Raw genomic sequence first — 26,812 nt, forward strand, 5'->3', positions numbered from 1 at the left:
TGTAGGTTAGGATTGTGATTGTTTGTTGGACAATTCAATGAAGACGGCTTCCATGGAGCTCTTCTCGAGATTGATCTCCACCAGTCGCCAGCGTTTTGCCTGGCTGACCTCGATGAGCTTCTCGGCCGCTTCAGGCCAGGCTGTGAACCTGACGCGCATTTTGGTGCCATCCAGTTCCTCAACACCTGTAACGCCAGGCACAGCCATCAATTCTTCTTTGGATGGTTTGGCGAGGAAGGATGCCATCAGTGAGCTCGGTGCGATATAGTTATCAAACTCATCGATTCCGCCGGAGAAAACAACGGAGCCATCATTGATCATCCAGATATGATCGCAAAGCGCCTGCACTTCCTGCAGGATATGGGTAGAGAGGATCACTGTACAGTATTCGCTGATCTCCCTGATCAGTTGCCTTACTTCAAGGATCTGGTTGGGATCGAGGCCGTTGGTAGGTTCATCCAGCACCACAAATTCTGGCTTGTGGATGATGCTTTGTGCAATGCCTACGCGTTGCTTGTAACCACCAGATAAATTCTTGATCAAGCGCTCACGCATATGCGACAATCCGCATTTCTCCATTACCTCTGTAACGGCAGCAGGGATATCCTTGTCCGGCATCAGCCTGATACCGGCTGCATAGGTGAGGAATTCCTCTACATTGAATTCTCCCTGGAGTGGTGGCTGCTGTGGCAGGAAGCCCATGTATTTTTTCGCTTCCACAGGATTCTTCTGGATATCGATCCCCTTGATGGTGATGCTGCCCCTGGTAGGCTTGATCACACCACAGACAACATTCATGATGGTGGACTTGCCGGCGCCATTGGCACCCAGCAATCCAAAAATACCACGCCTGTTCAGCTCGAGGTTGATATCACGAACGGCCCACTGCACACTGTACCGGTGTGAAAGCCCTTCGATTTTTACAATTGATTCGGCCATTATTTACTGTTTGTTTTTTTGAGCAAAAGGATCCCCTGCACCCGGTTTACTCAGGCGTTCAGCAGGGAATACTGTTATATTGTTATTGGATTATGCCTATTGTGGTGATCCTCCCCTTAAGCTGATATCAGCAATGCGTCCGAGCCCGCTCAAACGGTGCAGCTCAACCGGTCCTCCACTCAGCAATGACTGGCTGGAGATATCGTATAAGATCACAGTACCATCCGCAAGGCCCACGGCCAGTTGCTGACCATCCTCACTCTGCGTAAGCGCCGTGATGGATGCAGGAAGTGTATGGTATTTTTTGGTAGCGCCGCCGATGCTCACATCGTAGTAATACAAACCTTTGTTATCGGCATCTCCGGAGAAGAACAGGAAGCTCCTTGTTTTGATCGCCACGAATTTTGTATTGGCATTCAGGTATTGCTTACCGGTGAATGTTTGCTTCATGCCGGGAGTATGGATGGTTTGGATGCCCATGAGGTTCATGAATGTGAAAGGTTGCAGGTATACCTCACCGGTAGCCTGCTCGCGCACAATGAACACAGGGTTGGAGGAAACTATAAGGTCATCCTTGAATGTACCGCCCCAGATATAGTCGTAACCGGTCAGCGGTAATGATGGATTGATATAGCCAGCCGGTACAGGTAAATAAACAGGAGGAGGCGGAAATGTATCGATCTTCAGCGTAGCTCCGAAAGTGATATTCTGTACCAGTTTCAGCGAAGCATAGAGCAGCCTGTTGTTCAGTTCATCATACATCACCGTATACATCGTATAGCCTGACTGCACATCCCAGAGATGTTTGATCTTCATTCCCTTGCTGACCTCCAGTGGAATGTTCAGCCAGGGAACAGTGAAGGCGATCGGGTTGGTCTGGAAGAGACGGGCATACAATTTTCCATCATCGTTCACCAGCAGGTCGGCAGTTTCATAGAAACCCGCATTCACGGGATTCAGTCCTGCGGGTCTGCCGCCCACGAAGGATTCATTTACCACCAGCCTCTTTTCGTAATTGAAACCAGAAAGCTCTACCGATCCCTGTCCACCCTGCTGAATAATGCCCACGCCCCTGCCTCCGTTCACGTAGTAATCCTTGATGCGGAGCGGATGACTTCCCAGGCTTTCACCATTGTTCTTGTCTTTATACAGGGCCAGCTGATCACGATATCCTGTGGGTGTTTTGCGAATATGCGCAATCTCAGATTCCCCGTCCTTTTCATACAGAACAACCCAACCGGTTTCATAGGGAGAGATCACGGTCATAGTAACAGGACCCGTTTCAAATCTCAGCCCTGTTTCCTTATCGATCATGTAATAATTGAGCATTACATATCCCGGTTTTGAGCCGAGGTAAACGAGATCAGCATCTTTTGATAGCAGCTTCCCATCCTGATACCATTCATGATCATAATCATTAATGGTTTTGCCGGCCACTTCAAATTCCCTTTTGGGCACAATGTCAAGCGGCTCATCGATCACGGCTACCAGAGCACTGGTGATATCGAAAGAGAGCTTAACCGGATTGCCTTTTACGTAGTCGAAATTGCTCGTGTCTTTCACACAGGACAACTGCAGGAACAGACCTGTGATGAGGAGCAAACGAAAGATATTACTGGTTTTCATTGTAGTCAGTTTGGTTGAATGATTAGCCAAGCAATGGAACGGTACTGAGCATGTCTGCGCCATCTTCCATATACACCGGGGTACCATTTTGCTTTTGGTTGATCAGGTAATATTTGAACTGAAGGAAATAGATCAGCCGCTGGTTATTGTTGAGCGGTTCCAGATCGCCCACGCCTGTTACTTCCATGAATTTTCGGAATTTCTTTTCACTGTAGCGGCCCAGGTAATACAGATCCATATTACTGTCCCACCAGGTTGGCTTACTAACGCTGGCAGTCAACCGAATGATCTTATACGTGGCTTCCGTCTGGCCGGGCTCAATCTGACTACCTCCTTTGAGATGCAGTACCAGCCTAAGGTTGGAGGTTTCCAGCCCGGGTGTATTCTTTACAGTTATCCAGGCGGTATCACGGGTAACTCCTTTTCTGAATACCTGTGCTGCAGGCAGACTGTAATTGGCTGCTGTAGCAGTTCCTTCTGAAAGCAGGGCTTCCACGGTGTATTGCTGGTCTTCTGAAAATAACTGGCCTATAAGTTTAACAGGCATCCCGATGGTCACTTCATTTTTTCCCAGATGATAGAAAAACGAAAAAGAGATGGAATCCTGGAAAGGGGTTACAAATTGCAGATACCTGCCGCTGTTGTAAACGCCTATTTCTTGTTTTTTGCAGGATGCCAAAAACAAAATGGAAGCAACTGTTCCTGAAAATATGATGGTTGAGATTGTCTTTTTCATGCAGTCTTTTTTCCTGTTACTAGAAAATTTGCTCTTGCTGAGGGATGGGCAATATGAAACGATCGTCCAGCACAATCACCTGCGAGCCACGCATCAGGTTCCGCTGCAGGCGTTTGTAGGCAAAGAAGGTTTGTCCTTCATTAATGAACTCACGGCGATATTCCGCCAGCAGTTCCTGGTAGAACGCTGTTTCATCTGACTGGGAGAAAGTGGTAAGCTTACCTCTTGCATTCCGCACCTGGTTCAGCACGTTCAGTGCCTCATTGGTCTCACCGTCTTTGAACAGTGTTTCACTGTAGATATAATAAACCTCGCTCAGGCGAAGAACCGGCACAATGGTATTCTGCGCTTTCACATCATAATTTATGGCCCGGCTTTCCAGCCATTTATCAGAAACCTTTCCTTTCTGATTTTGATTGTCTGTCTGGAATTCACTGATGAAGCCGGCACGGAAATCACGGTCTGTTGCAGGAAACCACTGATCAACATCTGTTGAAAGCCTGTAACTGTTCTGATAATTTGCAGAAAGATTGGCAATAAGATCTGCATCATACGCAGCGAATAAAATATCATCGGCCAGTTTGCTGTACCTGTTGCCACTGGTGGTGGTAGCATTGAGCTCCGAAGTGAATTCCGAGAATTTCAACCGGCCATGCGGTCCGAAATTCTCATACACATATTTAGCGGACTGTTTTGCTTTCGCATAATTGCCTGCATAGAGATACACACGGGCCAGCAATCCATGAATGGCAAGATAGTTGAGTCTGTGCATCCTGAAAGCGAAGAAAGCATTCGCCTGGGTAAATCCCACACTGCTCAGCTTGTTTTGTAAACCATTGGCCAATCCGGACCTGTTCACGATGGTATCATTTTCTGCCACCAGCGATTGTGCCTTTTCAAGATCAGCAGTGATATTGTCTATCACCTGGCTGGTTGCTACGGGCGGGTTCAGTTTGGCAGGATAGGTATTCACATAGGGAATAAATTTTCCGTTGGGATCCTTTGCAGGTGCAGGAGCATAGAGCCTGAGCAATTCGAAATGCATCAGTGCGCGCATAGCCATAGCTTCACCAATGATGAGATTGCGTTCGGAACGTCCCTGTGCAAAGCTGCTTTCGGAAAGTGCTTCGATCTCCTTCAGGAGCTTGTTGCAGTTGGCGATATTATTGTATGCTTTTGTCCAGATCTCGTTTATGATGTCCTGGCTGAAAGGATTCGTTTTATCGAAATTATAGGCAAGGAATCGATCGTTCGACATATGCGCGCCATCATACTCCTGCGAGTAGGCAGTATTCAGGCCCCAGCTCAGGTTCTTACCAAAGAGCTCTTTACCGGCAGCCTGGATATATACACCATTCAGGGAATGGCGGAAGCCCTGGGCCTGGCTGAACAGCTCTTTATCCACGATCTGATCAGAAGGTTGTACATCCAGCCATTTCTTACATCCTGTAAGAGAAGAAATGATAACAAGTAGTAGGGTGATTTTTTTCATGATCAGTAAGTTTTAAAGTCCTGCTCTGAGTGTCAATTCGAATTTGCGGTCAAAGGGAAAATCCAGGCCACGCTCCTGTTGTATGGAAGAAATGGTTGCCAGGTTATTGCCGGTAAGCTGGATCTTCAATCTCGACAATCCCATTTTGGCCACCTTTTGCTGAGGAATATCGTAAGCGAGGGTCACGGCGTCGATCCTTACGAAATTATTCTTCTGAATGAAACGTGATGTGGGTCTTGTGATGTAAAGCCTGTCTGCAATATCTTTCAGCGAAGTGAGTTCGCCGGGTTGCTGCCAGCGCTGGTCCAGCACCCTGCGGTCTGCATTGGTATTGTAGAGGTCCACATTTTCCACTTTACTTACGAGTGTGTAATTGTAGTCAAGTCCACCGAACTGGTACATAAAGTTGGCGTAGAGTGAGAATCCTTTGTACACTGCATTGAAGGCAAAGCTTCCCTGCCCTTTCGGAGTTGCATCGCCTATCACCACCTGGTCGCCTGCAGTCCATACATACGTGATGGAACCATCAGGGCGCATATACACTTCCTTTCCATCAGCAGGGTTCACGCCCAGTGAACGCATACCATAAATGGCCGTTACGGAAGCACCTTCAACATATTTGGTATGGGCTGTTGTATATTTCTTTTTACGGGCAGGGTCTTCAGTAACTGCCAGCGCATCATTGAAGTCTTTGTACTCATCATTCACCAGCTCATTGTAACGTCTGAGTGAATTGGATAATTCAAGAAGTGTATTCTTGTTGGATGCGAAAGTGCCGAATACGCTGAAGTAAAAATCCTTTTTCCTGATGATATCGTAAGACAATCTCAATTCGATCCCGCGGTTCCTGATCTTGCCTACATTGTCCTTGTAAGTTGGGAAGCCGGAGGAAATGGGCATATCAACATCATTCACGAGGTCCTTCGTTACCTTATTGTACCAGTTGACATTTACCATCATCTTGTTCTGGAGCAAGCTCATTTCAACTCCCAGATCAGTGGTATTGGTGATCTCCCAGGAGAGCAGCGGATTCTCCATTGCTCTTATGAGTACACCTGTACCGGTGCTGTAAATAGACTGGTTAACGGTATAAGTTCCTTTGGCAGCGTAGGGAGCAAAATTCGTTTTACCCAGCTGTCCGAAAGAGCCGAACAATTTCACACGGTTGAAGACCTTGCTTTTGAAGAATTCATAGTTGTGCAGGTTGATGCCACTACCTACACTCCAGAAAGGAGCAAACCTTCTTTCGTCTCCGAAACTTGAATTACCATCCACCCTTCCTGCAAGGTCCAGCAGGTAGATATCCTTGTAAGTATAGTTCAATTGTGTGAACATACCTATCAATCTGTTGACGTTATCAACGTAGGTGGATTTGCGATCCATGAAAGCAGCATAGTTGGGAGAGTTCAATTCGCCGGAAGGAAAGCCGGCATAGAATTCAGATACCTGGGAGCCTTTGTCTTCTTTTATATTCACACCTCCGGAAAGCATCATATTATGTCCTCCGAAATTATTCACGTAGCTCGCAAAGATATTGGTGTTGAAAGAGTAGGCGTCCCTTCTTCCGATGGTGAGTTTTCCTTCCCTGCCCTTGTCGTCAATGCCTGTTTGTGTGGCAGAAGCCGGATCGATGAATTTGTCGGACCTGGCAATGTTGCGTCCCAATGCGATCTCACCTCTCACTGTCAGTTTGCTCAACGGCGTCCAGGTGATGCCGGTATTATTGGTGATGGCCTGGTAGCTATTGGTGCTGAAATTTCTGGTCATGAGGGCTTCATACAAGGGATTGACGCGCGCCAGTTCGGAACCCATCCAGCGCCACCTTGTTGTTTTGTCCAATGGTTTTCCATTTGCATCGAAAGCCTCATCATAAGGGTTCTTCCTGGTATAATCCGAAAAACTACCATAAGGTGAGTCCTGGGCATCCACGATATCGTAAGTGAAATCATTCTTTATCTGGAATTTCTTCAGCCGGTAATCGATCTGCAGGTTAGCGCTTTTACGTTCGCGGCCTGATCCTTTCATAACACCCTTCTCTGTATCATAATTCAACCGGAGAGCGAACCTCAGCTGATCGAAGCCACCATCGAAACCCAGTGAATGTTTCTGGTTGAGCGCATTTTGAAGGGGCTGTGCAATCCAGTCCGTATTAACACCGCGTTTGATCTGGTTTCTCTTGGCCAGTAATTCCTGCGTAAGATTTGCGTCAGTGTATGAACCTTCGGGCTTATAATACCCCGCCAGTTCTTCTGCACGTATTTTCTCTTCGGCATTCATCAGGTTGTAATCACGCAGATCAGGTACACTGAGTGTGGAGGTATAATTGTAATCCACATGCAGTTTACCAGGCACCGGCGCTACTGTTTGTATCACCACCACGCCATTGGCTGCACGTGAACCATACACGGCTGTTGCAGCAGCATCCTTAAGAATGGTAACACTTGCAATACGGTTGATATCGAAATCATATACACGTTCTACGGAGATCTCAAATCCATCCATGATGAAGATGGGAAGGTTGGGATTGTTGCTGAGCGCGGCTTCCGATACATCCACCGGTTCCAGGGATTTCTGACCGATGCCGGAGCGGCCACGGATATAGAATTCCGGCATTGTATTGGGATCCGCTCCGCGGAGATTGTTCACCTCCAAACGGAAGGAGGGATCAAATGCCTGAAGGGCGCTGATCACATTCCTGTTGCCCAGTTTCAGGATCTCATCCTTGGTTACACGGATGGAGTTGCCGGTAAAACTTTCTTTCCTGAGTTTAGTATAACCTGTTACTACTTCATCCATTCCTTTGGAAGAAAGTTTCAGGTTCACATGGAACACAGGCGCAAGGTATTTGATAGTGAGCGTGGTGGTTTCATAACCAACATAACTCACTTCAATCACGTCTCCGATCTCCACCTGGATCTCTGCGATACCATCGGTATTGGTGACTTTGGAGATCTTTTTGTTCCTCACCATTACAGAAGCCCTGGGCATGGGAATACCCAGCGTATCGATCACCCTGATCTTTACAGGGAATGGTATCGGTTCATCATTACCGATAGTAATACTTTGAATAGGTTTAGGATTTAAGGGTACGGGTGCATCAGGTTTCTGGAACAGGAGTATGCTCCTGTTGTTGATCTCGTATCCTATGGGTTGGGTTTTGAACAGTTCTTTCAGGAACTGCTCCAGGGGAACATTGCTGGCGTGAATGGTCACGGGGTGTGCAATGGTGAGTAAGGAACTGGGATAAAGGAAACTGTAGCCTGTTTGCTTTTTGCACTCGGCAAACACTTTTTCGATCGGCACATTGCTTCCTGTAAAACTAATGTTCTGGGAAAAGCTCTTGGCGCTTACGTTGAGGAAAGCAGCAGTCAGTAAGAGTACAGTCAGTTTCATACCTAATAGTATTGGCTTTAATTTCCGCCCGGCCGGCAGCAGTTCACGGCGCGTAGCGGATTTCCCCCTTCTATGGGAGAAGGAAACCACATTTTGCATAACTTTGGTACGTTTGGGTGAAGTAATAAGCAGTCTTTCGCGAGACCTGTTTTTAATTAATAAACTCGAACTCTGCCGGGAGTGACGCAAACACTTCCGGTTTTGTTTTTTAATGCCATCTCATAGTTTTGGTTTACGGCAGAATTGTAATGGTCCTGCCTTCTCTTTCGAACTTTATATTCAAGCGGGAAAGATACTTGAGTACATCTGATAACGGGATCTGTCTGTCGAGATCTCCATTCAGTTTTACTGTGGGTATAGCACCGCGGTATTCTACCTTGATATCGTACCATCTTTCCAGTTGTCTCATCACTGTTTCAATGTCCGCTTTCTCGAAACTGAAGAAGCCATTCTTCCAGGCCAGGATATTCGCCAGCTCAGGACTGAATACTCCGGTGATCTCGCCATTGTTTGATGAAACAGCCTGCTGGCCCGGTTTCAATATTACATTACCGCTGTTGGACTCTAACGGCGACACACGTACGCTTCCGTTGACCAGTGTGGTCCTTACTACCCTTTCATCATCATAAGCATTGATATTGAAACTGGTGCCCAGTACCTGTACGCTTGTATTGCCGGCCTTTACCATAAATGGCGACTGCTGGTTCTGCGCCACTTCAAAATACACTTCACCCGAAACTTTAACTGTCCGATCCTTACTGCTGAACTTCGAGGGGAACTCAACGGATGAAGCAGCATTCAACCATAGTTTCGATCCATCAGGAAGTACTGCCTGGAACTGTCCTCCACGTGGTGTGGAGAGTGTGATCATCTTATTTGTTTCCGCGATCTTTTCTCCATCATTATAGACGATGGCATTGCCTGCGGTAACGATGCCTGATTTCTGATCACTGAGATTGATCACGGAATCACCGATAGTAAGAATGGCCTGGTTCTTTCCGGGCAGGATCTCCGTATTCTCCACAACTGCCACAGGTTGTGTGTCCGTTTTTGCAACAAGAAAATACACACCTGAACCAATTGCCAGGAACAATACAGCTGCAGCTGCATAATGCCAGGGTTGACGGAATAAGCGCACCACTTTCTTTTTATCCGCAGGCGTCCATTTACCGGAGGCCACCATTTTGTTCCAGGCTGCATTTTCATCAAACTGCTGCAACTCATCCAGCTTTGATTCCAGTAATTCCTTGTTTTGAAAACTGTTGTACAGCTCCCTGTTCTCTGAGGATGCTTCCAGCCATTGATTCAATATCTCCTCCTCAGCGGCGTTGAGGGGCTGCTGTAATTGCTTTATCAGTAATTCTTCTATCGATGGTTGATGCGCCATTCTATTGTGTTAAGACAGGTTTCTAATACTATTACAGGCAGTGGAAGGTTTTTCCATCGCGAAAGGCAAAGTTTTTTTTTCGATGCTTATAATAAGAGCATCAATCCGCGCTTAAGGAGCAGCGCTTTCAATAGTTTGATGGCTTTCAGTTTTTGATTCAGCACATTCTTGGTGCTGGTGTTGAGCAGCTCTGCAGCTTCGCTGGTAGTCTTCCCCTTGAAGTAGATCAGCTCAAAAACCTGAGCGCATTGTTCAGGTAAGGTTTGTAATTGCTGGTATATTTCGTTGATCAGTTCGGCATCGATGCGATGGCGGTCATGATCTTCTTCATTAATATTGGAGAGATAACCGATCTCCTGGTGCGAACGATTGTGCCTTTCGGTTTCCTGCAGGTGATTGATGCAGGCATTGCGGACCGTCAGGTAAAGCCAGGATTTGATATGAGAGGGATTATCGAACTGCCGGCGGCGGTCCCACAATTTGAGCAGGGACTCTGTGGTAATATCTTCCGCCTGTTCCGGGTCACCGATCAGCTTGTTGGCGAAATAAGCGAGCCTTTTGAAGTAAGTTTTGTACACCTGTTCAAAAGCCGCGTTCTCGCCCTGTATGAAGGCTTCTATGATTTCCTTTTCCAATAACATCGGGTCTCCGGGTTAGGGATTAAGCAGTTAAGGGTACAATAATAAAGAAATATTGTGTATATCCCGGATGCCCACTTGCCCCCATTTTGCAACTTATTCAGATAATTTTGCATCTTAAAGGAACTGTGCTAACTTGCACGGCTTTTTAAACGGGAGTTTCCTTCAAACATGACAGACCTATCGCATTTCGATCCCAATGGGGCGAGTAATCCGAACAACAATATATTTGGTTTACCCACCAATGAAGAGGATGCCAGACTGGTGATCCTGCCGGTTCCCTGGGAAGTGACAGTAAGTTACAACGCAGGCACTGCCAGGGCCGCTGATCATATCTTCAAGGCCAGCATGCAGGTTGACCTCTTCGATGCAGACTGCAAGCAGGCCTGGAAAGAGGGATTCTTTATGCGGAGCCCAGACAGGAAAGTACTGCTGAAAAGCGACTATCTCCGCAAGGAAGCCGAGCTCTACATCGACTATACCAGTAAAGGTGAACTGGTGGAAAAGAACAGCTTCATGTGCAAATCCCTCAAAGAGATCAATGAAGGCGCAGTTTACCTCAACAACTGGGTATACGAACAAACCCGCACCCTGCTCCAGCAAGGCAAACTGGTAGCCCTGCTCGGCGGCGACCACAGCACGCCACTCGGCTATTTCAAAGCCATCGCTGAAAAACACAATGATTTCGGAATTCTCCAGATAGATGCGCACTGCGACCTCCGCAAAGGCTACGAGAACTTCACCTACAGCCATGCCAGCATCATGTACAACGCTCTGAAGGAGATCCCGCCCCTCAGCAAACTGGTACAGGTAGGCGTTCGAGACTACTGTGAAGAAGAATGGGACTTCGTTCGCGCCAATACCAGCCGCGTAACCACTTACTTCGACAAAGACATCAAAGAAAGATTATTCGAAGGCGAAACCTGGAAGAAGATCGCAGATGAGATCGTAGACAAACTGCCCTCACAGGTATACGTTAGTTTCGATATAGACGGACTGGATCCCAAACTCTGCCCCAATACCGGCACACCGGTTCCCGGCGGATTTGAAGCTGCCCATGTTTTCTATCTCCTGAAAAGGGTGATGCAGAGCGGCCGCACCATTATCGGTTTCGATCTTGTTGAAACCGGAGTGGGTGATAATGAATGGGACGCCAATGTTAGTGCCCGTATTTTGTGGAAGTTATGTAATTTGCTGGTGGCAAGCAATTCATAACTTATCCGGCAAATATGGTGTATCAATATGTAGTCAGCCTTAAAAACCAACACAGCAAAACCATCGATATTTTCGGCATCCTCCTGAGCGCCGGCTCGGTGGTATTCTTCGTGTGGGAGCTGATCCTGCAACAACATATAAGTTTTGCATACTTCATCGGCTCCATCGTTGTTACCGGCGTGCTGGCATACAATATATGGGCTTCTTCCAAAGGCAGAAAGGTATACTACAGCCGCGCCCTGCTCCTGGCTGCACTCGTATGGATGAAGATGCCCTATTTCCAATGGATCAGTTTTCTTTTTATCATTCTGGCATTACTGGAATACCAGGCAAAATATTCACTGGAGATCGGGTTTACAGACAGTCAGGTGGTGATCAATTCCCTCTTCAAAAAAAGATATGCCTGGAGTCAGTTCAATAATATCGTATTGAAAGATGGCCTCATCACACTGGACTTCACCAATAATAAACTGCTCCAACGGGAAGTGGTAGACGATGAAGAGGATGAAGCCGACGAAGACGAGTTCAATCAGTATTGTCATGAACAATTAAAAAAAGCCGGACAGATCCCTGTGGAATAATTCCATTTTTGCATCTTACGCCAAATTGCACTGTATGAATTCCCTTTCCCTTCCGGTAGTGCATCCAGATTTCCAGAGGCTGAAACGCTCCGGCAAATTCCTTCATTTAGCTGCTGCGGGCTTTATCCTTCTTCATGCACTCACCCATGCCTTCTCTCATCACGCCAATTATTTTTATCTCGGTTGCCTCCTGCTGATAGCGGCGGACATCCTGATACTGGTGTTTGCGGGCTCCAATATCCTCAAAGCGATGCCCAAAGTGAATCTCTTCTTCCGCCTGGTGGAGTTCTTCTTCTTCCTGGGCATCGGCATCACCCTCCTGCTGGAAAAAGCCTGGCTGTTCGGCTCCGTGCATGTGGTTCTGAGTGCCGCCTATTTTTATCTTTTTTACCTGGAAAAACAGCTCCTCACGGAAGAATACCTGGCCATCCACCATACCGGTATCAGCATACCCGATCTGCCTGAGCAAAAATTCTTTATCTGGAGCAATATCAATGGGGTAAATGCCCGGTACGACAGCATTACGGTACAAACTTCCTCCAATAAATCTTACCATTTCGAGCTCCGGAAGAATCTTGAATTCGAAGAACTGGATCAAATTCACGAATTTTGCAGGCATTATTTAGGAACAAGCAGGTTCTGAGCGATGGATCCGGGATGGCCCGGCCCGCCGGCGCCCGCTAAAAACAAGGATCCCGATGGCTGCATTACAAGAGAGTCCGTATTTATTGTATTCCGATGGAAAGGGAAATATCTTCGAAGACATATCCCTTTACGCAGTAGGCCGTGCAGGATGGGACGCATTTCCCATTCCCGTGGAAGACTGGATCCCACTGCCCGAAGGAGGCACCCTGTACGAACTGCCCGGCCGCCGGGGAATCGGCATCGATGTAAAAACCGGCGAAATGAGATTGTGTGAACTGGGATGGGCTACCGCTGCTTTCATTCCTCCGGCTCATACCGGACTTTACCTGGCCGCGTATGAGACTGGTCATGATGCCCCCACTCTTCCGCTCTTTTGTTATACTGCCGCCGCCTGGCACAATGATAAATTCTATGTACCCGCCGTTCGCATCGAACAGGATATCCGCCAGGAATGTGGCGGCTTCGATGATGTGAAGATCCAGGGCGGCGTTGCCGAATTCCTCAAAGCTTATCCGCATAACAGGCTGGTGAAACACCTGGCGGAGAATTGTTGTCTCACGTATAACTGCCCTGCCGCCAGAAATTATTTTATGGGAAGATGGGAATGTCCGATCCCAAGTTCTCCGGCCTGTAACGCCAATTGCATCGGTTGCATCTCCTTCCAGCCAAGCGATGAAGAGATCGTGAGCACACAGGACCGTCTTACTTTCAAACCATCCGCAGAAGAGATCGTGGAGTTCACTGTTCCGCACCTGGAAAGCGCTCCCTACCCTATCGTGAGCTTCGGACAAGGTTGCGAAGGTGAACCGCTGCTGATGTGGGAAACCATCCGCCGCTCCATCATTGAGATGCGCAAGCATACACAGAAAGGTTCTATCAATATCAATACCAACGGTTCTAAACCGGATGCAGTTAAAGCATTATGCGAAGCAGGGCTCAACTCCATCCGTGTAAGCACCAACTCTGCACGCAAACATATTTACGAAGCTTATTACCGCCCCAATAATTACCAGTTCGAAGACATTATCGAAAGTTTGAAAGTGGTGCGCTCCTTCGGCGGCTGGACCAGCATCAACTACTTTGTATTCCCGGGTATGACAGACTCCGTGGAAGAATATGAAGCGCTGCGCAAACTGATCATCGATACCGGACTGAATATGATCCAATGGAGGAATTTCAATATCGATCCGGATTGGTACCTGGGCAAGATCGGATTCCATGGCGAAGTGGAAATGATCGGCGTAAAACAGATGCAGGAGTTGATCCGTGAGGAATTCCCCGATCTGAAATTCGGTTATTTCAATCCACCGATGGAAAGGATCAGGGGAGATTATGAAGCTGATTTCGCACACTAATTCCACTCATGATCGCGCTTTGTATTGTAGCTTTTCTGGCAGGATTTGTTGACGCAATTGTAGGTGGCGGAGGTTTGATACAAACACCCGCCGCTTTAGTGTTGTTGCCGCAGTACCCCGTAGCAACGGTGATCGGTACACTAAAAATACCCGCCTTCAGTGGCACATCCGTGGCAGCCTATCAATACGCAAAAAAAGTAAAGCTTAACTATCCCATGCTGGCATTGATGGCCGGCATCGCTTTTTGTGCCGCCTTCTGTGGCTCCAGATTACTGACGATGGTAAGCAACAGTTTCATGAAGCCATTACTCTTGTGCGTGCTGGTGGTGGTAGCCATCTACACCTATACCAATAAAAAATTCGGATCACATACTGCCAGAGAGCATTCTGAAAAAGAGCAATGGTGGTATGCTGCGCTCATCAGTCTTGTGCTTGGATTTTATGATGGTTTCATCGGACCGGGCACAGGCAGCTTTCTCGTGCTGGCCTTTATCGGCATACTTGGTTTTGATTTTCTGCAATCCAGCGCCAACGCGAAGTTCGTGAACCTCAGTACCAACCTGGGCTCTATCGTTTTCTTTTTATTAAGTGGAAAGATCATCTTTGCAGTTGCCATTCCCATGGCCATCTGCAATATGATCGGTGGCTGGTGCGGCGCAAAACTGGCATTGCTCAAAGGCAATACTTTCATCAGGGTCTTCTTCCTCATTGTTGTATGCGCTACCATTCTTCGCTTTGCATATGACATCTTTTTCAAATAGACGATTTTCAGCGTTCGTTTAACAATTAGCATAGTATTTGCAACGTTTAGAGGAAACATTGGTACATTCGTACATAGAATTCCCGGCGTATGACAGAAAATTTTGAATCGAAGAAGAACATGCAGGCGGGCACTTACACTGCCATCATTTGTGGCGCCCTGTTACTGATCTTCCTGTTTGTACGATGGTCACTACCACCGATCCCCGAACCTCCTGTTGAAGAAGGTATCGAAGTGAATCTCGGCAGCAGCGACCAGGGCTTTGGCGACGACCAGCCCTTCGAGCCCGGCTCTCCTGCGCCGGCAGAACAGGCCAGCTACACACCTCCTCCTCCCACACCCACTCCCGATGCACCAGATAAAGAAGTGGAAGCAGATGATGCTCCCAGTGATCCTGTGGAAGTGAAGAAGCCGGAGGTAACCAAACCAGAGGTGAAGAAAGTTCCCGAGAAAGCAACAGTGAAAACACCTCCCGTAAAGAAACCTGTTGAAGCGCCTCCTGCTCCCACACCTCCCAAACCGAAAGCAACCATGCGTGGCGTTGGCGGCACAGGCACCGGTGGTAACGAAGCAGACAGTTACAAGAAAGGCGGCAACCAGGGCGTTGCAGGCGGAACCGGCGATCAGGGAAGACCCGGCGGCAATCCCAACTCCGATAATTATACTGGCGGCGGCAGAGGCAATGGAGTAACCATCTCCAAAGGATTACAGGGAAGAAGGATCACAGGACTGCCTTCTTTCAAAGATGATTTCAATGAAAATGCCACAGTGTATGTAGATATCCGTGTAGATGAAAATGGTAAAGTAATTTCTGCCACTTTTCAGCCAAGAGGTTCCACTACTTCTGAAGCACAATACAAAAGCATCGCCATTCAAAAAGCACAACAGGTAAAATTCAGTCCTGGTGATGGCGAATCAGTTGGAACGCTCAAATTCAATTTCAGGGTTCAAAACTAATCCTCGCATATATACCACAGTTATTTTAATTATAAAAGCCCGCCTCTGATGAGTCGGGCTTTTGATTTTAGGAAAGCCTGCTATTACTCAAGCAATCCAGGGATCAATTTTCCATCAGGGGCTGTAAATGATAATTTCAATATTGCAGCCAGTAGAGGAGCGATATCGGTTACACACAGATCTTCGATCACCTTCCCTTTTCGGATACCGGCGCCGGCTGCAATGAATCCCGTCATCATTTCGGGGCGCTGCGGATCATATCCATGCGTAGCTCCTCTGGTTGGAAACCAAACAGGTTCTTCATCTCCATTGAGTAAAGCACATCTGGGATGTGCAGATAAGGCGAACACTGCATCAGGGTCTGCTCCCATTGTTGTGAGACGGTCTTTTTCAAGGATCGTAAAACATTTCCTGCCATAGAGCGTATCGAATAGTTCCCTCGCCTTCCTGATGGCGAAAGTATCACTGCCATAGAGAAAGGAAGCCCCATTGGCAGATTGAAATTTGACTTTCTCCGCCAGTCCTGCATTCTTCAATAATGAATTCGGACGGATGGCAACGCGCGTATCTGAAAATCCATGATCGCCTACCACCAGGATAGTTGTGGACGAACTCAATTGGCAGTCCTCTACAGTTTTCAGGATATGACCGATAGTGCTATCGATAGTCTTCAATGCCTGTTTTACTTTCTCATCATCACGGCCATTTTCATGTTGCTGGTAATCTGCCCCTGTAAAATGAACCGCCAGCAAGCCGGGTGTATATTTCCTGAATACATAAGCAGCCATCTTACCGGCATTGACATCCAGTTGTGATGTGTGCTCACTCATGTTCACAGCATCGAGTCTGCCGGTTGCATGCAGCTCCAATTCCTCAACAAGTCCTGTTGTTGCATACCTGCGCGCAACAGTGATACGATCATGCGCCCTAAGCGTGTCCCATATTTCAGGAACATTATAGGTTATATCATCGCCCACACTTATTGGCCATTGTATGGCAGCAGTCCTGATGTTCCGGATTTTGGCAGCCTGCCAGATGGTTGGAACTTTTATATCGCTCAGCATCCAGTTCCATTGCTTCAATCCTCTTTTTACATTGTAGTGAATGCCTGATCTGGCAGGCAATGCCCCGGTCAGCATTGCAGCATGTGAAGGATAGGTATAAGAAGGGAACACGCTTCGCATTTGCTTGGCATAAGCACCCTGCTTCATGAGCTGCTTCAGATGCGGAGTGGGAAAACTATCGGAAAGATAAAACTCCGGCCGCATCCCATCGATGCTGATAAGGATAACATGCCGGGAGGGCTGTGCCCCTGCGCCCTGCATCATCAGGAGCAACAGACAGATCAGGATATTACATTTCATCTTTATCATCTTTAATAACTACCACTTTCATTTCTTTTACAATGGAGATCACATCAAATCCATGCTCGCGCAAGGCACGGCGGATATCATTCAGATCATTGAAATCACAATACACCTCTATGTCAAATTCTCCGGTGATACCAGTCTGATCAAAGATGGGAATGCCGGATCCAAAATATGTTGCATTGAAATAGTACGACATTATATCATTCACCGTTTTGAACCTGGAGCGTGAGGCATTTACGTTCTTTACCACTACCGGAGCCACTTTGGCAACCTTCACAAGTGCCTGCACCGGCATTTTTCTCTTTTCAACAGTCACTGCAAATCCAAAACAATTCTTCAGATCACGCTGCAGTATCTTTCTGATATTGGACTCTTTCGCTCTTCCTTCAGGCAATTCGATACTATAACAAAAAGTATTCGTCCTCAAATTCCGGTTGGGTTTGAACAGAGAAGGATCGGCCAGTTCCAATACTACATTCCGGTAGTATTCACTGTACTGGCGCTCATCCAATGCGATGTATCCGGATCCTGTATAGGCATAGCGATAAAGGGATGCGAGATCAACCCCCATTACCTGCATTTGATTTCCTTTGATGCGGAACTGAGATTGACCATGCATATAATCCTTGTACGGAGATATCACGGAACGGTATAAGTAATCAGTGGCTGCTCCATTGTTACCATCGATCAGGAAAGGACGGGTATCTTCATAAGTGACCTTGTTTTCACCTTTTCTCCATGCCCTGGGTAATTTGGGTTGTTTCCCTGCAAGGAAGTCTTCGATATTTTCCTTTGTCAACATATACGTGATACCACGAACGATCCCGGACGGATCGATGATAAAAATATGCGGACAACTATAGATGCTGAACCGGTGAAATATTGTTGAATCGAAGGCTGCCGGGAATGTAAGATCATGTTTCGCCTTGTACTTTTCAAAGTCAGCTCTGATGGCTTTGTCAGCCAATTCGCCGCCATACTGTGAACCATTATAACCCACCATGATGAACTGCATTTGTTGCCCGTATCGTTTATTGAACTCATTGATCTTCGGCATACTTTCCACGCAGGAGCCGCAATAACGGTTCCAGCAATCAAGCACCAGCCACTTACCTTTGAAATCCGAAAGGCTAACAGTTTTCTTTTCAAATTGCTGAACACCTTCAAGCTCGAAATCGGGCATTTTTTGTCCTACCTGCGGGAGGATATTCAGCGTAGTATTCACAGCTGTTTGCGCATTGCCAGGTAAATGATACAGGCATAGCAATCCTAATGAGAAGATGACTCTTTTCATGACATTTAATTTATTGGTATGGTAAAATCAATCCGGGGAAATCAATATCCCGGGTTTTGTGTGAGGAAGGGGTTTGCTTCTATTTGTTCGTATGGTAAAGGCAAAAGGGTGTACTCCGTTTTCCATGCTCCACCTTTTTGAGGGGTGATGATATTCATCAGAGCGTCCAAACGATTGGTCCGCTTCAGATCTGTGAACCTGTGTCCGAACTCGCAGAACAATTCGATACGCCTTTCTTTCAGCACAGCATCGATCAGTGATGACTGATCATTTGCTGTTGTGGGATCGAGACCTGCGCGCGCACGCACCAGGTCCAGGTCATCTTTTGCTCCGTCCACATTTCCCAGCCTGGCCCTGGCTTCGGCTCTGATCAAAATAGTTTCTGCGAGCCGGAATACAGTGTATGGTTCTGCAGGCTGACCGGCTACGCCTCTTCTTACCTTATACTTGTAAGGATAGTTAAATGGAATATTCCCGATGGTATTGGTGCGCGTCCATTCCTGCTGCCGCAGGTCATTGTTTTCAAAATCATTCCATAACCAGTCTGTGAGGGTATACCGTGGAATGGTTGTTTCATTCAATGGGATAATCCTTGATCCTTCCACAGTTTGATTTCCATCCGGGGGTAACAACTGCCAGATCGCTTCCCTGCTGTTGCGCAGAAAAACATTCCCGATATTATTTTCCAGCGCATAAGTATCACTGTTATTGATCAGCAGACTGGCTTCCTTTTCTGCATCTTCCCAATTTCCCATTTCCAGCCGGATGCGGGCCAGCAATGCAATCACTGTGTACTTGTTAGGACGCGCCCTGCCTTCAGTTGGATAAGTGGCTGGCAACAGTTCCTTTGCCGCTTCCAGATCAGCTACCACCTGGTCCAGCACTTTGTTTGCCGGATCACGCGGCATAGAAGCATTGGTGGCAAAATCTGTGGTAAGCGCAAGTGGAACTGCTCCAAAGACCTTGTGCAGGTTATAGTACATGAAGGCACGAACGAATTTCGTTTCGCCGGTCAACCGGTCCTTAACATGCTGTCCAAGGGTGCCGCTTGCTTCAATTCCTTCGATGCATGCATTCGCTTTATATAGCGTCAGGTAAGCTGATCTCCAGAATGTCCAAATCACCGAATTCTTTTCATTCAGGTTGTTCAAATAAAATTCTGTCTCATACTGATCAGTAGAACCGGCCATTTTGAGCTCATCGGTATACAGACCTGTATAGATGGTCAGCCCTCCATTGAAAATATCCGGGTATTGCTTATTTGAGATGGCATCGATATAAATCCCCAATACCGCTGCTGTTGCATTGGCACTGTCGCTGAACACCACTTTACTACTCAGCCTGTCTTTGGGAGGATCGAGCTCTACAAATTTCCTGCAGCCGGTTATCATCAATATGGAACAAAACAGGCAGACAATTAAACAGCCTGGTAATATATGTTTGAATGATTTCATTTTTGATGCTTTTATAAGTTTACCTTAATACCAGCCACCACTGTCTTCACAGGTGGCACATTGGTGTATGCCTGCGTTTCCGGATCAGCGCCCTGGTATCCGCTGATCGTAAATAAATTCTGCGCATAAGCGAACAACTGTATATCCATCCACTGCATCTTTTTCAATAAATGCCGGCTAAGATCATAAGAGAGCGCAATATTCCTGACCTTGATAAAGGATGCATCGCCATAAGCTGCATCTGAGGCGCCGAAATACATGCCGGCTATATAAGCATCGCCTGAATAACCTGTTGTCAGTTTTTGATATTCGGAGACATCGCCAGGCTTTCTCCAGTGATTGAGCAATGCTTTGGGAAGGTTGATGCTCCGGCTACCGATGGGAGCTCCGGTATAAATAGATTGCCGGAATGTGGCGCCGACCTGCTTTCTGAACTCAAGCATGATATCGAAAGTAAAATCACCAATACGTATCGAGTTGTTGATACCACCTGTAAACTTTGGAGTAGCAGGGTCCAGGTTGATAATGCGATCAGTCTTGTGCTCAGGTTCCACTGTTTTGCCATTGGCAGCAGAATAATATTGAAATACGCCGGTAGCAGGGTCCACTCCCAGTAAATGATAGAGTTTTCTTACGTTCACGGATTCACCTACAGTATAAGTATTGGCATAGCTGGAGGTTTCGATACCCGGGAAGTCAATGAGCTTGTTCCTGCCAATATTGATATTCAGACTGGTGGTCCAGTTAAAACCTTTCTTCTTTACATTTTGCGTGGTAAGCACAAAATCGAAACCTGAATTTTCCACTGTAGCATTCTGGTTCATGGTCACATTTGCAAAGCCGGTTTGAAAAGGAAGTCTGTAAGCGAGCAACTGATTGCCACACCTGTTCCTGTACCAGGCCAGCGTGAAGAACAGTCTGCCTTGCAGGAATTCCAGCTCAGTACCTATTTCCAGTTTCTTATTCACGGCCCAGCTAAAATCCGGGTTATAGAGGTTCATCGGATTATAACCAACAGAACCCTGGTAGGAATTGTAAGTAGGTTGCCAGTTATCGATGAATTGATAATCCGAAATAGCATCATTACCGGTAGTGCCATAACTTGCCCTTAGCTTACCATAGCTGAGAAAATTGAAATGATCGCGTATCAATGAGGTTTCGGAAAATATCCAGCCCAATCCAACAGAGCCGAAATTGCCTACCTGCTTGCCAGGCCCGAACCTGCTTGAATAATCCCTTCTCAGATTGATATCTGCGATATACCTGCTCTGAAGGATGTAATTGATCCTGCCATACAGTGAAGCATATTTGAATTCCCGTTCTCCGATATTACTCTTTTCGATCACAGTGGCGCCAGCCAGAGACTGCAACAGCAGATCATTGGTATAACCCGATCCTGTAATCTCAGAGGAAGATTCGAATTCTTTCTGAATGGTGGATCCTCCCACCATCACCAATTTACCTTTCCCTATGATCCGTTTATATTCCAGGCGCGGCTCTACGGTCCATATGCCTGATGTCCTTTTACCGAAAACGGATACACCCGATTTGAATGTTGGGTCCATCGCCTTGATTGGCCTCATAAATACCTCATCAAATGAATTGGTATTATAACCCATGATAGTAGTGAATTGCAGCCCATCCAGGATCTTATAATTGATGGTCATATTGGTAAGCAGGCTGTAGGTCCTGCCTGTATACCCCTGCTTCAGGTACTGCATAGGATTATTGGAGATCTCTATTCCCTTATAGGACCAAACCAGGTTACCATCCTTATCCAGGAAATCAGGATAATTGGGCAACGTTGTAAAGTTTCCCAGGGCATCAGATCTGCCTGCCGAATTGTTGGTTTGAAAAGTATAATTCGCGCCAAGGTCCAGCGAGAAACGTTTGTTGGGAGTCTCATGATGAAGGCTGAAATTAGCGCCCATCCGCCTGTCGAGGAAGTCGCCTCTCATTACATAGGTCTCTTCCCGGTAATTGGCAGAAAGCCTGAAACTGGTATTGGCGCTGCCTCCCGACAATTGTGTAAATGCATCTGTAACCGTACTGGATTTTCCCAGGAAATAATCTGTCCAGTCTGTATCTTTTGTTGAATCGAAAACCAGCAGGTCAAAATCCTCCGCCATATTGGGAGTCCGGCCATCATTCGCAATGGCTTCTTTTCTGAACGCCCTGTATTCTCTGGTGTTCATTAGCTCAACCGTTTTACCGATCCGGCTTACACCTTTGTACACAGTAGTATTCACTCTCAATTTGCCTTCCTGTCCTTTTTTGGTAGTGATCATAACCACGCCATTGGCGCCCCTGGAACCGAATATGGCCGTAGCATCAGCATCTTTCAATACTTCAATGCTTTCGATATCTGCCGGATTGATAGCAGTCAATGGGCTGATACCGCTATATTGATTTCCATAAAAGGCAGCTGTTCCCGGCGCCGCGAGTGAATTGAGTTGATTCACATTTCTGTTGTTGGGCGCAAAAGGAATACCATCGATGATGATCAGCGGATTATCGAATGGCATCACATTGTTGTTGGTGGTAGGATTCAGGGTATTCTGTCCCCTGATCTGTATCTTAAAAGCTGCGCCAGGCAAGCCGCTGGTACTTGAAACGATCAAACCCGGCACCCTGCCCTGCAGTGCCGCAAGCGGATTGGCAACCGGCTGCCGTCCGATCTCTGCACTGCTTACTTTGGATATGGATCCTGTACTGTATCGCTGGGTTGTAATTCCATATTTGATGAATTGAATTTCGTCCAGCTTACTTATTTTTTTACTGGCAGATAAAAAAAGCTCCCTTCTTCCATTCAATTTTATTTCGATGGTTTCGATATCGGTGGAGCTGAATATGATCGTGGCTTTTTCATCCACCGCCTTCAATTCAAATTCGCCATTGCTATTGGTGCTGGTGGCTTTCGCAGTGCCTTTCACTGCTACAGTGGCGCCCGCAACCGGATCACCGCCCTCATTCACAAGGCGCCCTCTTACATCCACCAGCGGAGGAAGCAGCCGCATTTCTTCAGGTATAGTATTAACAGGTACCGGGGCTTTCGCCTTTACCACAATGAATTTTTTCCTGAGGGTATACGATAATGGTTGTTCTTTGAAGCAAAGCGCCAGTACATCTTCCAGCTTTGCATTCTCCACTTTCATGGTTACTGTTCGGGCGCCTGACATTTCTGTTTGGGTATACACAAAACTGTACCCTGTTTGTTTCTCGATCTCCCTGAATACATTTTCGATTGGAACATTTTTCAGAGAGAATGTGAGTTGCTGCGAAAAACTTTTCGCACTCACCTGTATGGCTACAGTCAATAGTAAGATGGCCGTCAATTTCATAGCCATTAGCGCCAGCTTTACCCGCTGGCAGGTTTTGGTTGTTGAAAACTCATCCCATAGGAGAGCTTTACAAAGAGCCCTGAATAGCATAACTTTGCTTAGTTTGGGTTAAACAATAAACAGTCCGACAGATTGAATATTCGGGTTAACCTGAACAATTCCGGGAAGTGCTGCAATCACTTCCCTTTTTTGTTGGTCAACACCTTCAAAAGATTTTTCTGCTTCAATTATTTCATAACGATAATTTTCCTTCCTTCGATCTTGAAATGTACCCTGTCTGTGAGTTCCAGCAGTTTCAGCAATTCAGAAATGGGCTCATTCCTTGGGATTTTTGCAACAAACAGGTGCGGCACGGCATCCTGGTATTCCACTTCAACATCATACCATCTTTCCACTTCGCGCATGATCACTTCCATATTGCTGTTATTGAAATAGAACCTGCCATTTCTCCAGGCCATCACGTTTTCCAGATCAGCATGATCTATCACTTCGAGGCCGGCGGCAAGCCTGGCCTGTTGCCCCGGTTTCAGCATGGCAACAGTTCCCTTACCACTCACACGTACTTTTCCTTCCAGGAGAGTGGTGCGTACCGCGCCCTCATTGGTATAGGCATTGATGTTGAAATGGGTACCCAGCACTTCTACTTCAGCGCCATTTGCCAGAACCGTAAAACGTCTTGAAACATCTTTGGCCACTTCGAAATATGCCTCACCTGTTATTTCCACTCTCCGTTCCTTATCATTGAAGGAAACAGGAAAGCGGATACTGGAAGCAGCATTGAGCCATACTTTGGTGCCATCAGACAATTCAGTTGCAAATATTTCTGCTTTGGCTGTAGTGATAGTATTATAAAGCACTTCCTTTGCTCCTGCTCTTTCTTCATAGATCAGCCTGTTACCCTGATGGATAACCGATGTATTGCCCTGTGTGGTCAACTCCCCTATTGCAGCGCTGTCGAGAATGATGATGCTGCTATCAGCCAGCATCAGTCTGGCACTGTATTTACCGGGATTCACATCATTCCTGAACCGCTGTTCCTGGCTCAGGGGCGTTTTGGTTTTATCAACGGACCTGTTGAATAACATGAGGTAGCCTCCCGCCGCCAATAACAACAGGATTGATGCAGCAGCAACCAGTTGCTTCCAATGAAACTTCCTGATCACAGGCTGCCTGCCATCCAGTATGCCTGACAGGAAATTTTCGGCTTCTTCTTCTTCCATTGCCACCAGCGGCTCCTTTTCCCAATACTCCTGCTCCAACCTGAGCAGAATGTCCTTGTTCCCGGGATCAAGAGCAAGCTCAGCCAGTTCCTTCTCTTCTGCCGCTGATATGGTCTTATCCATATACAGTCCGAAAAGATAGCGGATGCGATCGAACATGGGCCATTCGTTTATTTGAAATGATAGGATGACTGCTTTTCAGGAACAGTCCGATAAGAAAGAGACATCAACCGGTCCCAGGTACCAGAAGATTTACCAGTTTTTTTTAAATAATGCCATGCAGTACAAAAATGGCTACTGCATATGGCCCATAGGAGATATGGATATCGTTCCTCATAGATTGTAAGGCTTCTGAAATGGTATTTGAAACTGTGCGGCGGGTGATACCCAGCAGATCTGCGATCTCCTGGTGACTAAGCCCTTCATCCCGACTGAGCAGCAGGATCTTTCTTTGTTGAGGAGTCAGCCTTTGAATGGCTTTTTGAATAGCGGACTGAACTTCCCGGCTGGTGATCCTGTCTTCTCCTTCAGATTTGATATTTATGGAGTCCGTCTTTTGAAGTTCAGCTACAATCAGCGTTTCCTTTGCCCGGCGCTGGAAGCTGCGATGCGCTGCATGCCGGGCTGCCGCAAACAGGTAGCTGTCGAATTGATCGATGTCTGCCAGTTTATGCCGGTTCTTCCAGATGTTCAGGAAAACATCATGCACGATATCTTCAGCCGTTTCTTTTGAAGAGGAAATTTTGAGAATATAGTTCCTGAGCTTACCTGCGTACTGATGAAAGATGATCCGGAATGCATCCTCACTACCTTCTGCAATCTTTTGCAGGATCAGCTTTTCATCGTATGTAGGGCTCAGGTGCAAAGGCTTTTGGTTGACTCCGCTAAAAGTAACAAAATCCCGACATATGTTTACTTTATCCTTGTATTAGATTTTCTCGATAAAAACAGCCCGCCTCTTAGTCGTTGCTGTCCTCCCCTTCCTTTATGGGGACGATCTAAAATTTTGTCAGCTTTGCAGGTTCCTTAGTTTTGTGATCCAATACTGAAAATGACCTATCAGGAAACGATCGATTATCTCTTCAACCGGCTGCCCATGTTCAGCCGCCTGGGAGCTGCGGCCTATAAAAAAGACCTGCACAATACCATTGCCCTTTGTGAATTCCTGGGCAATCCGCAACAGCGCGTCAAAACCATCCATATTGCCGGCACCAACGGGAAAGGCAGCACCAGTCATATGCTGGCCGCCATCCTCCAAAGTGCGGGTTATAAAACAGGGCTCTATACTTCGCCTCATTTAAAAGATTTCCGAGAGCGGTTCCGCATCAACGGTGAAATGATCAGCGAAGCATTTGTGACCAGGTTCACAGAGAAGATCAAACCTGCTATCGATCAGATAGAGCCCAGCTTCTTCGAGATCACCGTGGCCATGGCCTTCGACTGGTTTGAGGAAGCACAGGTAGACATTGCCGTTATCGAGACCGGTCTCGGCGGTCGTCTCGACAGTACCAATGTGATCAGCCCCGAGCTCAGCATCATTACCAATATCGGTTATGATCATATGAACCTGCTGGGTGATACGCTGGAACTGATCGCTTTTGAAAAGGCTGGTATCATCAAGCCCGGCATTCCGGTAGTATTGGGCGAAACCAGCCCGGAGACCAGGCCGGTATTTGAAAAAGTAGCGGCAGAAAAGCAATCCCCTCTCCTCTTTGCAGATCATCTCCGCTATGCAGCCGACTGGCAATACCAACACCATCAACTGGTGGTGCAGGTAGCTAATCATACCAGCGCAGACAGAACAAGCTATACCCTGGATTTGCCGGGATTCTACCAGACAAAGAACCTGATGACCATCCTGGAAGCCGTTCACCAGCTACAATTGAAGCATTGGAATATTCCTGCTGAAGCCGTTCAGAAAGGACTGGCGCATGTGAAGAAACTAACGGGTCTGCATGGCCGCTGGGAAGTGGTGCATACCAGACCGGTGATAGTACTGGACGTAGGACATAATGAGGATGGCATCAAACAAATTGTAGCGCAACTGGAACTTACACCATACCGTCATCTGCATATCGTGATCGGTATGGTCAAGGACAAAGAGATCGATCATGCACTGGCTCTCTTACCCAAAGAAGCTGTGTATTATTTCACGCGCGCACAGATCCCAAGGGCACTGCCGGAAGATGAACTGGCTGCAAAAGGAGCGGGTTACGGTCTTAACGGTCACCATTACCCCAGCGTACCAGATGCATTGCAGGCTGCGAAGCAGGCTGCGCATACGGATGATCTGATACTTGTTTGTGGTAGCGTGTTTGTAGTGGGTGAAGTGCCTGAATTATAATTAGCTTCTTATATAATAAAACAAGCGGCCATATCAGTGTTGATATGGCCGCTTGCTTTAAATAA

20 protein-coding genes are annotated in these 26,812 nt (G+C 46.9%); 7 read left to right on the forward strand and 13 right to left on the reverse strand.

Annotated elements, in window-relative coordinates:
* Positions 1–6: 6 nt before the first annotated feature.
* The 7 genes from FSB84_RS25765 to FSB84_RS25795 form a co-directional block, all read right to left on the reverse strand.
* Positions 7–939, reverse strand: coding sequence for an ABC transporter ATP-binding protein (locus FSB84_RS25765; RefSeq protein WP_130540712.1), 933 nt, complete (start codon positions 937–939; stop codon positions 7–9).
* Between the two features lie 96 nt (positions 940–1,035).
* Positions 1,036–2,565 carry a PKD-like family lipoprotein gene (locus FSB84_RS25770; RefSeq protein ID WP_158644120.1) on the reverse strand — a complete coding sequence of 510 codons (1,530 nt, stop codon included), beginning with the start codon at positions 2,563–2,565 and terminating at the stop codon, positions 1,036–1,038.
* Between the two features lie 22 nt (positions 2,566–2,587).
* Positions 2,588–3,301, reverse strand: coding sequence for a DUF4843 domain-containing protein (locus FSB84_RS25775; RefSeq protein WP_130540714.1), 714 nt, complete (start codon positions 3,299–3,301; stop codon positions 2,588–2,590).
* Between the two features lie 19 nt (positions 3,302–3,320).
* On the reverse strand, positions 3,321–4,793 hold the full coding sequence (locus FSB84_RS25780) for a RagB/SusD family nutrient uptake outer membrane protein (protein WP_130540715.1): 1,473 nt from the start codon (positions 4,791–4,793) through the stop codon (positions 3,321–3,323).
* Between the two features lie 12 nt (positions 4,794–4,805).
* Positions 4,806–8,186 carry a SusC/RagA family TonB-linked outer membrane protein gene (locus tag FSB84_RS25785; RefSeq protein ID WP_158644121.1) on the reverse strand — a complete coding sequence of 1,127 codons (3,381 nt, stop codon included), beginning with the start codon at positions 8,184–8,186 and terminating at the stop codon, positions 4,806–4,808.
* A gap of 232 nt (positions 8,187–8,418) precedes the next feature.
* A complete protein-coding gene (locus FSB84_RS25790) occupies positions 8,419–9,573 on the reverse strand; it encodes a FecR family protein (RefSeq protein WP_130540717.1) in 1,155 nt (384 codons plus the stop codon).
* Positions 9,574–9,659: 86 nt separating this feature from the next.
* Positions 9,660–10,214, reverse strand: coding sequence for an RNA polymerase sigma factor (locus FSB84_RS25795; protein WP_130540718.1), 555 nt, complete (start codon positions 10,212–10,214; stop codon positions 9,660–9,662).
* 168 nt (positions 10,215–10,382) lie between these two features.
* Between FSB84_RS25795 and FSB84_RS25800 the strand changes: the two genes are divergently transcribed.
* The 6 genes from FSB84_RS25800 to FSB84_RS25825 all read left to right on the forward strand — a co-directional run bounded on the left by FSB84_RS25800 (position 10,383) and on the right by FSB84_RS25825 (position 15,724).
* On the forward strand, positions 10,383–11,426 hold the full coding sequence (locus FSB84_RS25800) for an agmatinase family protein (RefSeq protein ID WP_130540719.1): 1,044 nt from the start codon (positions 10,383–10,385) through the stop codon (positions 11,424–11,426).
* 14 nt (positions 11,427–11,440) lie between these two features.
* Positions 11,441–12,007, forward strand: coding sequence for a hypothetical protein (locus tag FSB84_RS25805; protein WP_130540720.1), 567 nt, complete (start codon positions 11,441–11,443; stop codon positions 12,005–12,007).
* A 34-nt stretch (positions 12,008–12,041) separates the two neighbouring features.
* Positions 12,042–12,650 carry a hypothetical protein gene (locus FSB84_RS25810; RefSeq protein ID WP_130540721.1) on the forward strand — a complete coding sequence of 203 codons (609 nt, stop codon included), beginning with the start codon at positions 12,042–12,044 and terminating at the stop codon, positions 12,648–12,650.
* Positions 12,651–12,705: 55 nt separating this feature from the next.
* A complete protein-coding gene (locus FSB84_RS25815; RefSeq protein WP_130540722.1) occupies positions 12,706–14,007 on the forward strand; it encodes a radical SAM protein in 1,302 nt (433 codons plus the stop codon).
* 8 nt (positions 14,008–14,015) lie between these two features.
* Positions 14,016–14,768 carry a sulfite exporter TauE/SafE family protein gene (locus FSB84_RS25820; protein WP_130540723.1) on the forward strand — a complete coding sequence of 251 codons (753 nt, stop codon included), beginning with the start codon at positions 14,016–14,018 and terminating at the stop codon, positions 14,766–14,768.
* Positions 14,769–14,857: 89 nt separating this feature from the next.
* Positions 14,858–15,724 carry a type 1 glutamine amidotransferase family protein gene (locus FSB84_RS25825; protein WP_130540724.1) on the forward strand — a complete coding sequence of 289 codons (867 nt, stop codon included), beginning with the start codon at positions 14,858–14,860 and terminating at the stop codon, positions 15,722–15,724.
* Between the two features lie 83 nt (positions 15,725–15,807).
* On the opposite strand, the gene FSB84_RS25830 is transcribed toward FSB84_RS25825, so the two are convergent.
* The 6 genes from FSB84_RS25830 to FSB84_RS25855 form a co-directional block, all read right to left on the reverse strand.
* Positions 15,808–17,088 carry an alkaline phosphatase family protein gene (locus FSB84_RS25830; RefSeq protein WP_158644122.1) on the reverse strand — a complete coding sequence of 427 codons (1,281 nt, stop codon included), beginning with the start codon at positions 17,086–17,088 and terminating at the stop codon, positions 15,808–15,810.
* Entirely contained in the window at positions 17,078–18,388 is a 1,311-nt protein-coding gene (locus FSB84_RS25835; protein WP_130540726.1) for a TlpA family protein disulfide reductase, read from the reverse strand. Before FSB84_RS25835 ends, FSB84_RS25830 begins: the two co-directional genes overlap by 11 nt.
* A 41-nt stretch (positions 18,389–18,429) precedes the next feature.
* Positions 18,430–19,842: a RagB/SusD family nutrient uptake outer membrane protein gene (locus FSB84_RS25840; protein WP_130540727.1), complete on the reverse strand. Its 1,413-nt coding sequence runs from the start codon at positions 19,840–19,842 to the stop codon at positions 18,430–18,432.
* An 11-nt stretch (positions 19,843–19,853) separates the two neighbouring features.
* Positions 19,854–23,189 (reverse strand): SusC/RagA family TonB-linked outer membrane protein, encoded by a 3,336-nt coding sequence (locus FSB84_RS25845; RefSeq protein WP_158644123.1) that lies wholly within the window; start codon positions 23,187–23,189, stop codon positions 19,854–19,856.
* 221 nt (positions 23,190–23,410) lie between these two features.
* Positions 23,411–24,562 (reverse strand): FecR family protein, encoded by a 1,152-nt coding sequence (locus FSB84_RS25850; RefSeq protein ID WP_130540729.1) that lies wholly within the window; start codon positions 24,560–24,562, stop codon positions 23,411–23,413.
* 106 nt (positions 24,563–24,668) lie between these two features.
* Positions 24,669–25,268: an RNA polymerase sigma factor gene (locus FSB84_RS25855; RefSeq protein WP_158644124.1), complete on the reverse strand. Its 600-nt coding sequence runs from the start codon at positions 25,266–25,268 to the stop codon at positions 24,669–24,671.
* A 186-nt stretch (positions 25,269–25,454) separates the two neighbouring features.
* Here FSB84_RS25855 and FSB84_RS25860 point away from each other — a divergent pair, with 186 nt between their 5' ends.
* Positions 25,455–26,747: a bifunctional folylpolyglutamate synthase/dihydrofolate synthase gene (locus FSB84_RS25860; protein ID WP_130540731.1), complete on the forward strand. Its 1,293-nt coding sequence runs from the start codon at positions 25,455–25,457 to the stop codon at positions 26,745–26,747.
* Positions 26,748–26,812: the final 65 nt, after the last annotated feature.

Source organism: Pseudobacter ginsenosidimutans (assembly GCF_007970185.1).
Lineage (GTDB): Bacteria > Bacteroidota > Bacteroidia > Chitinophagales > Chitinophagaceae > Pseudobacter > Pseudobacter ginsenosidimutans.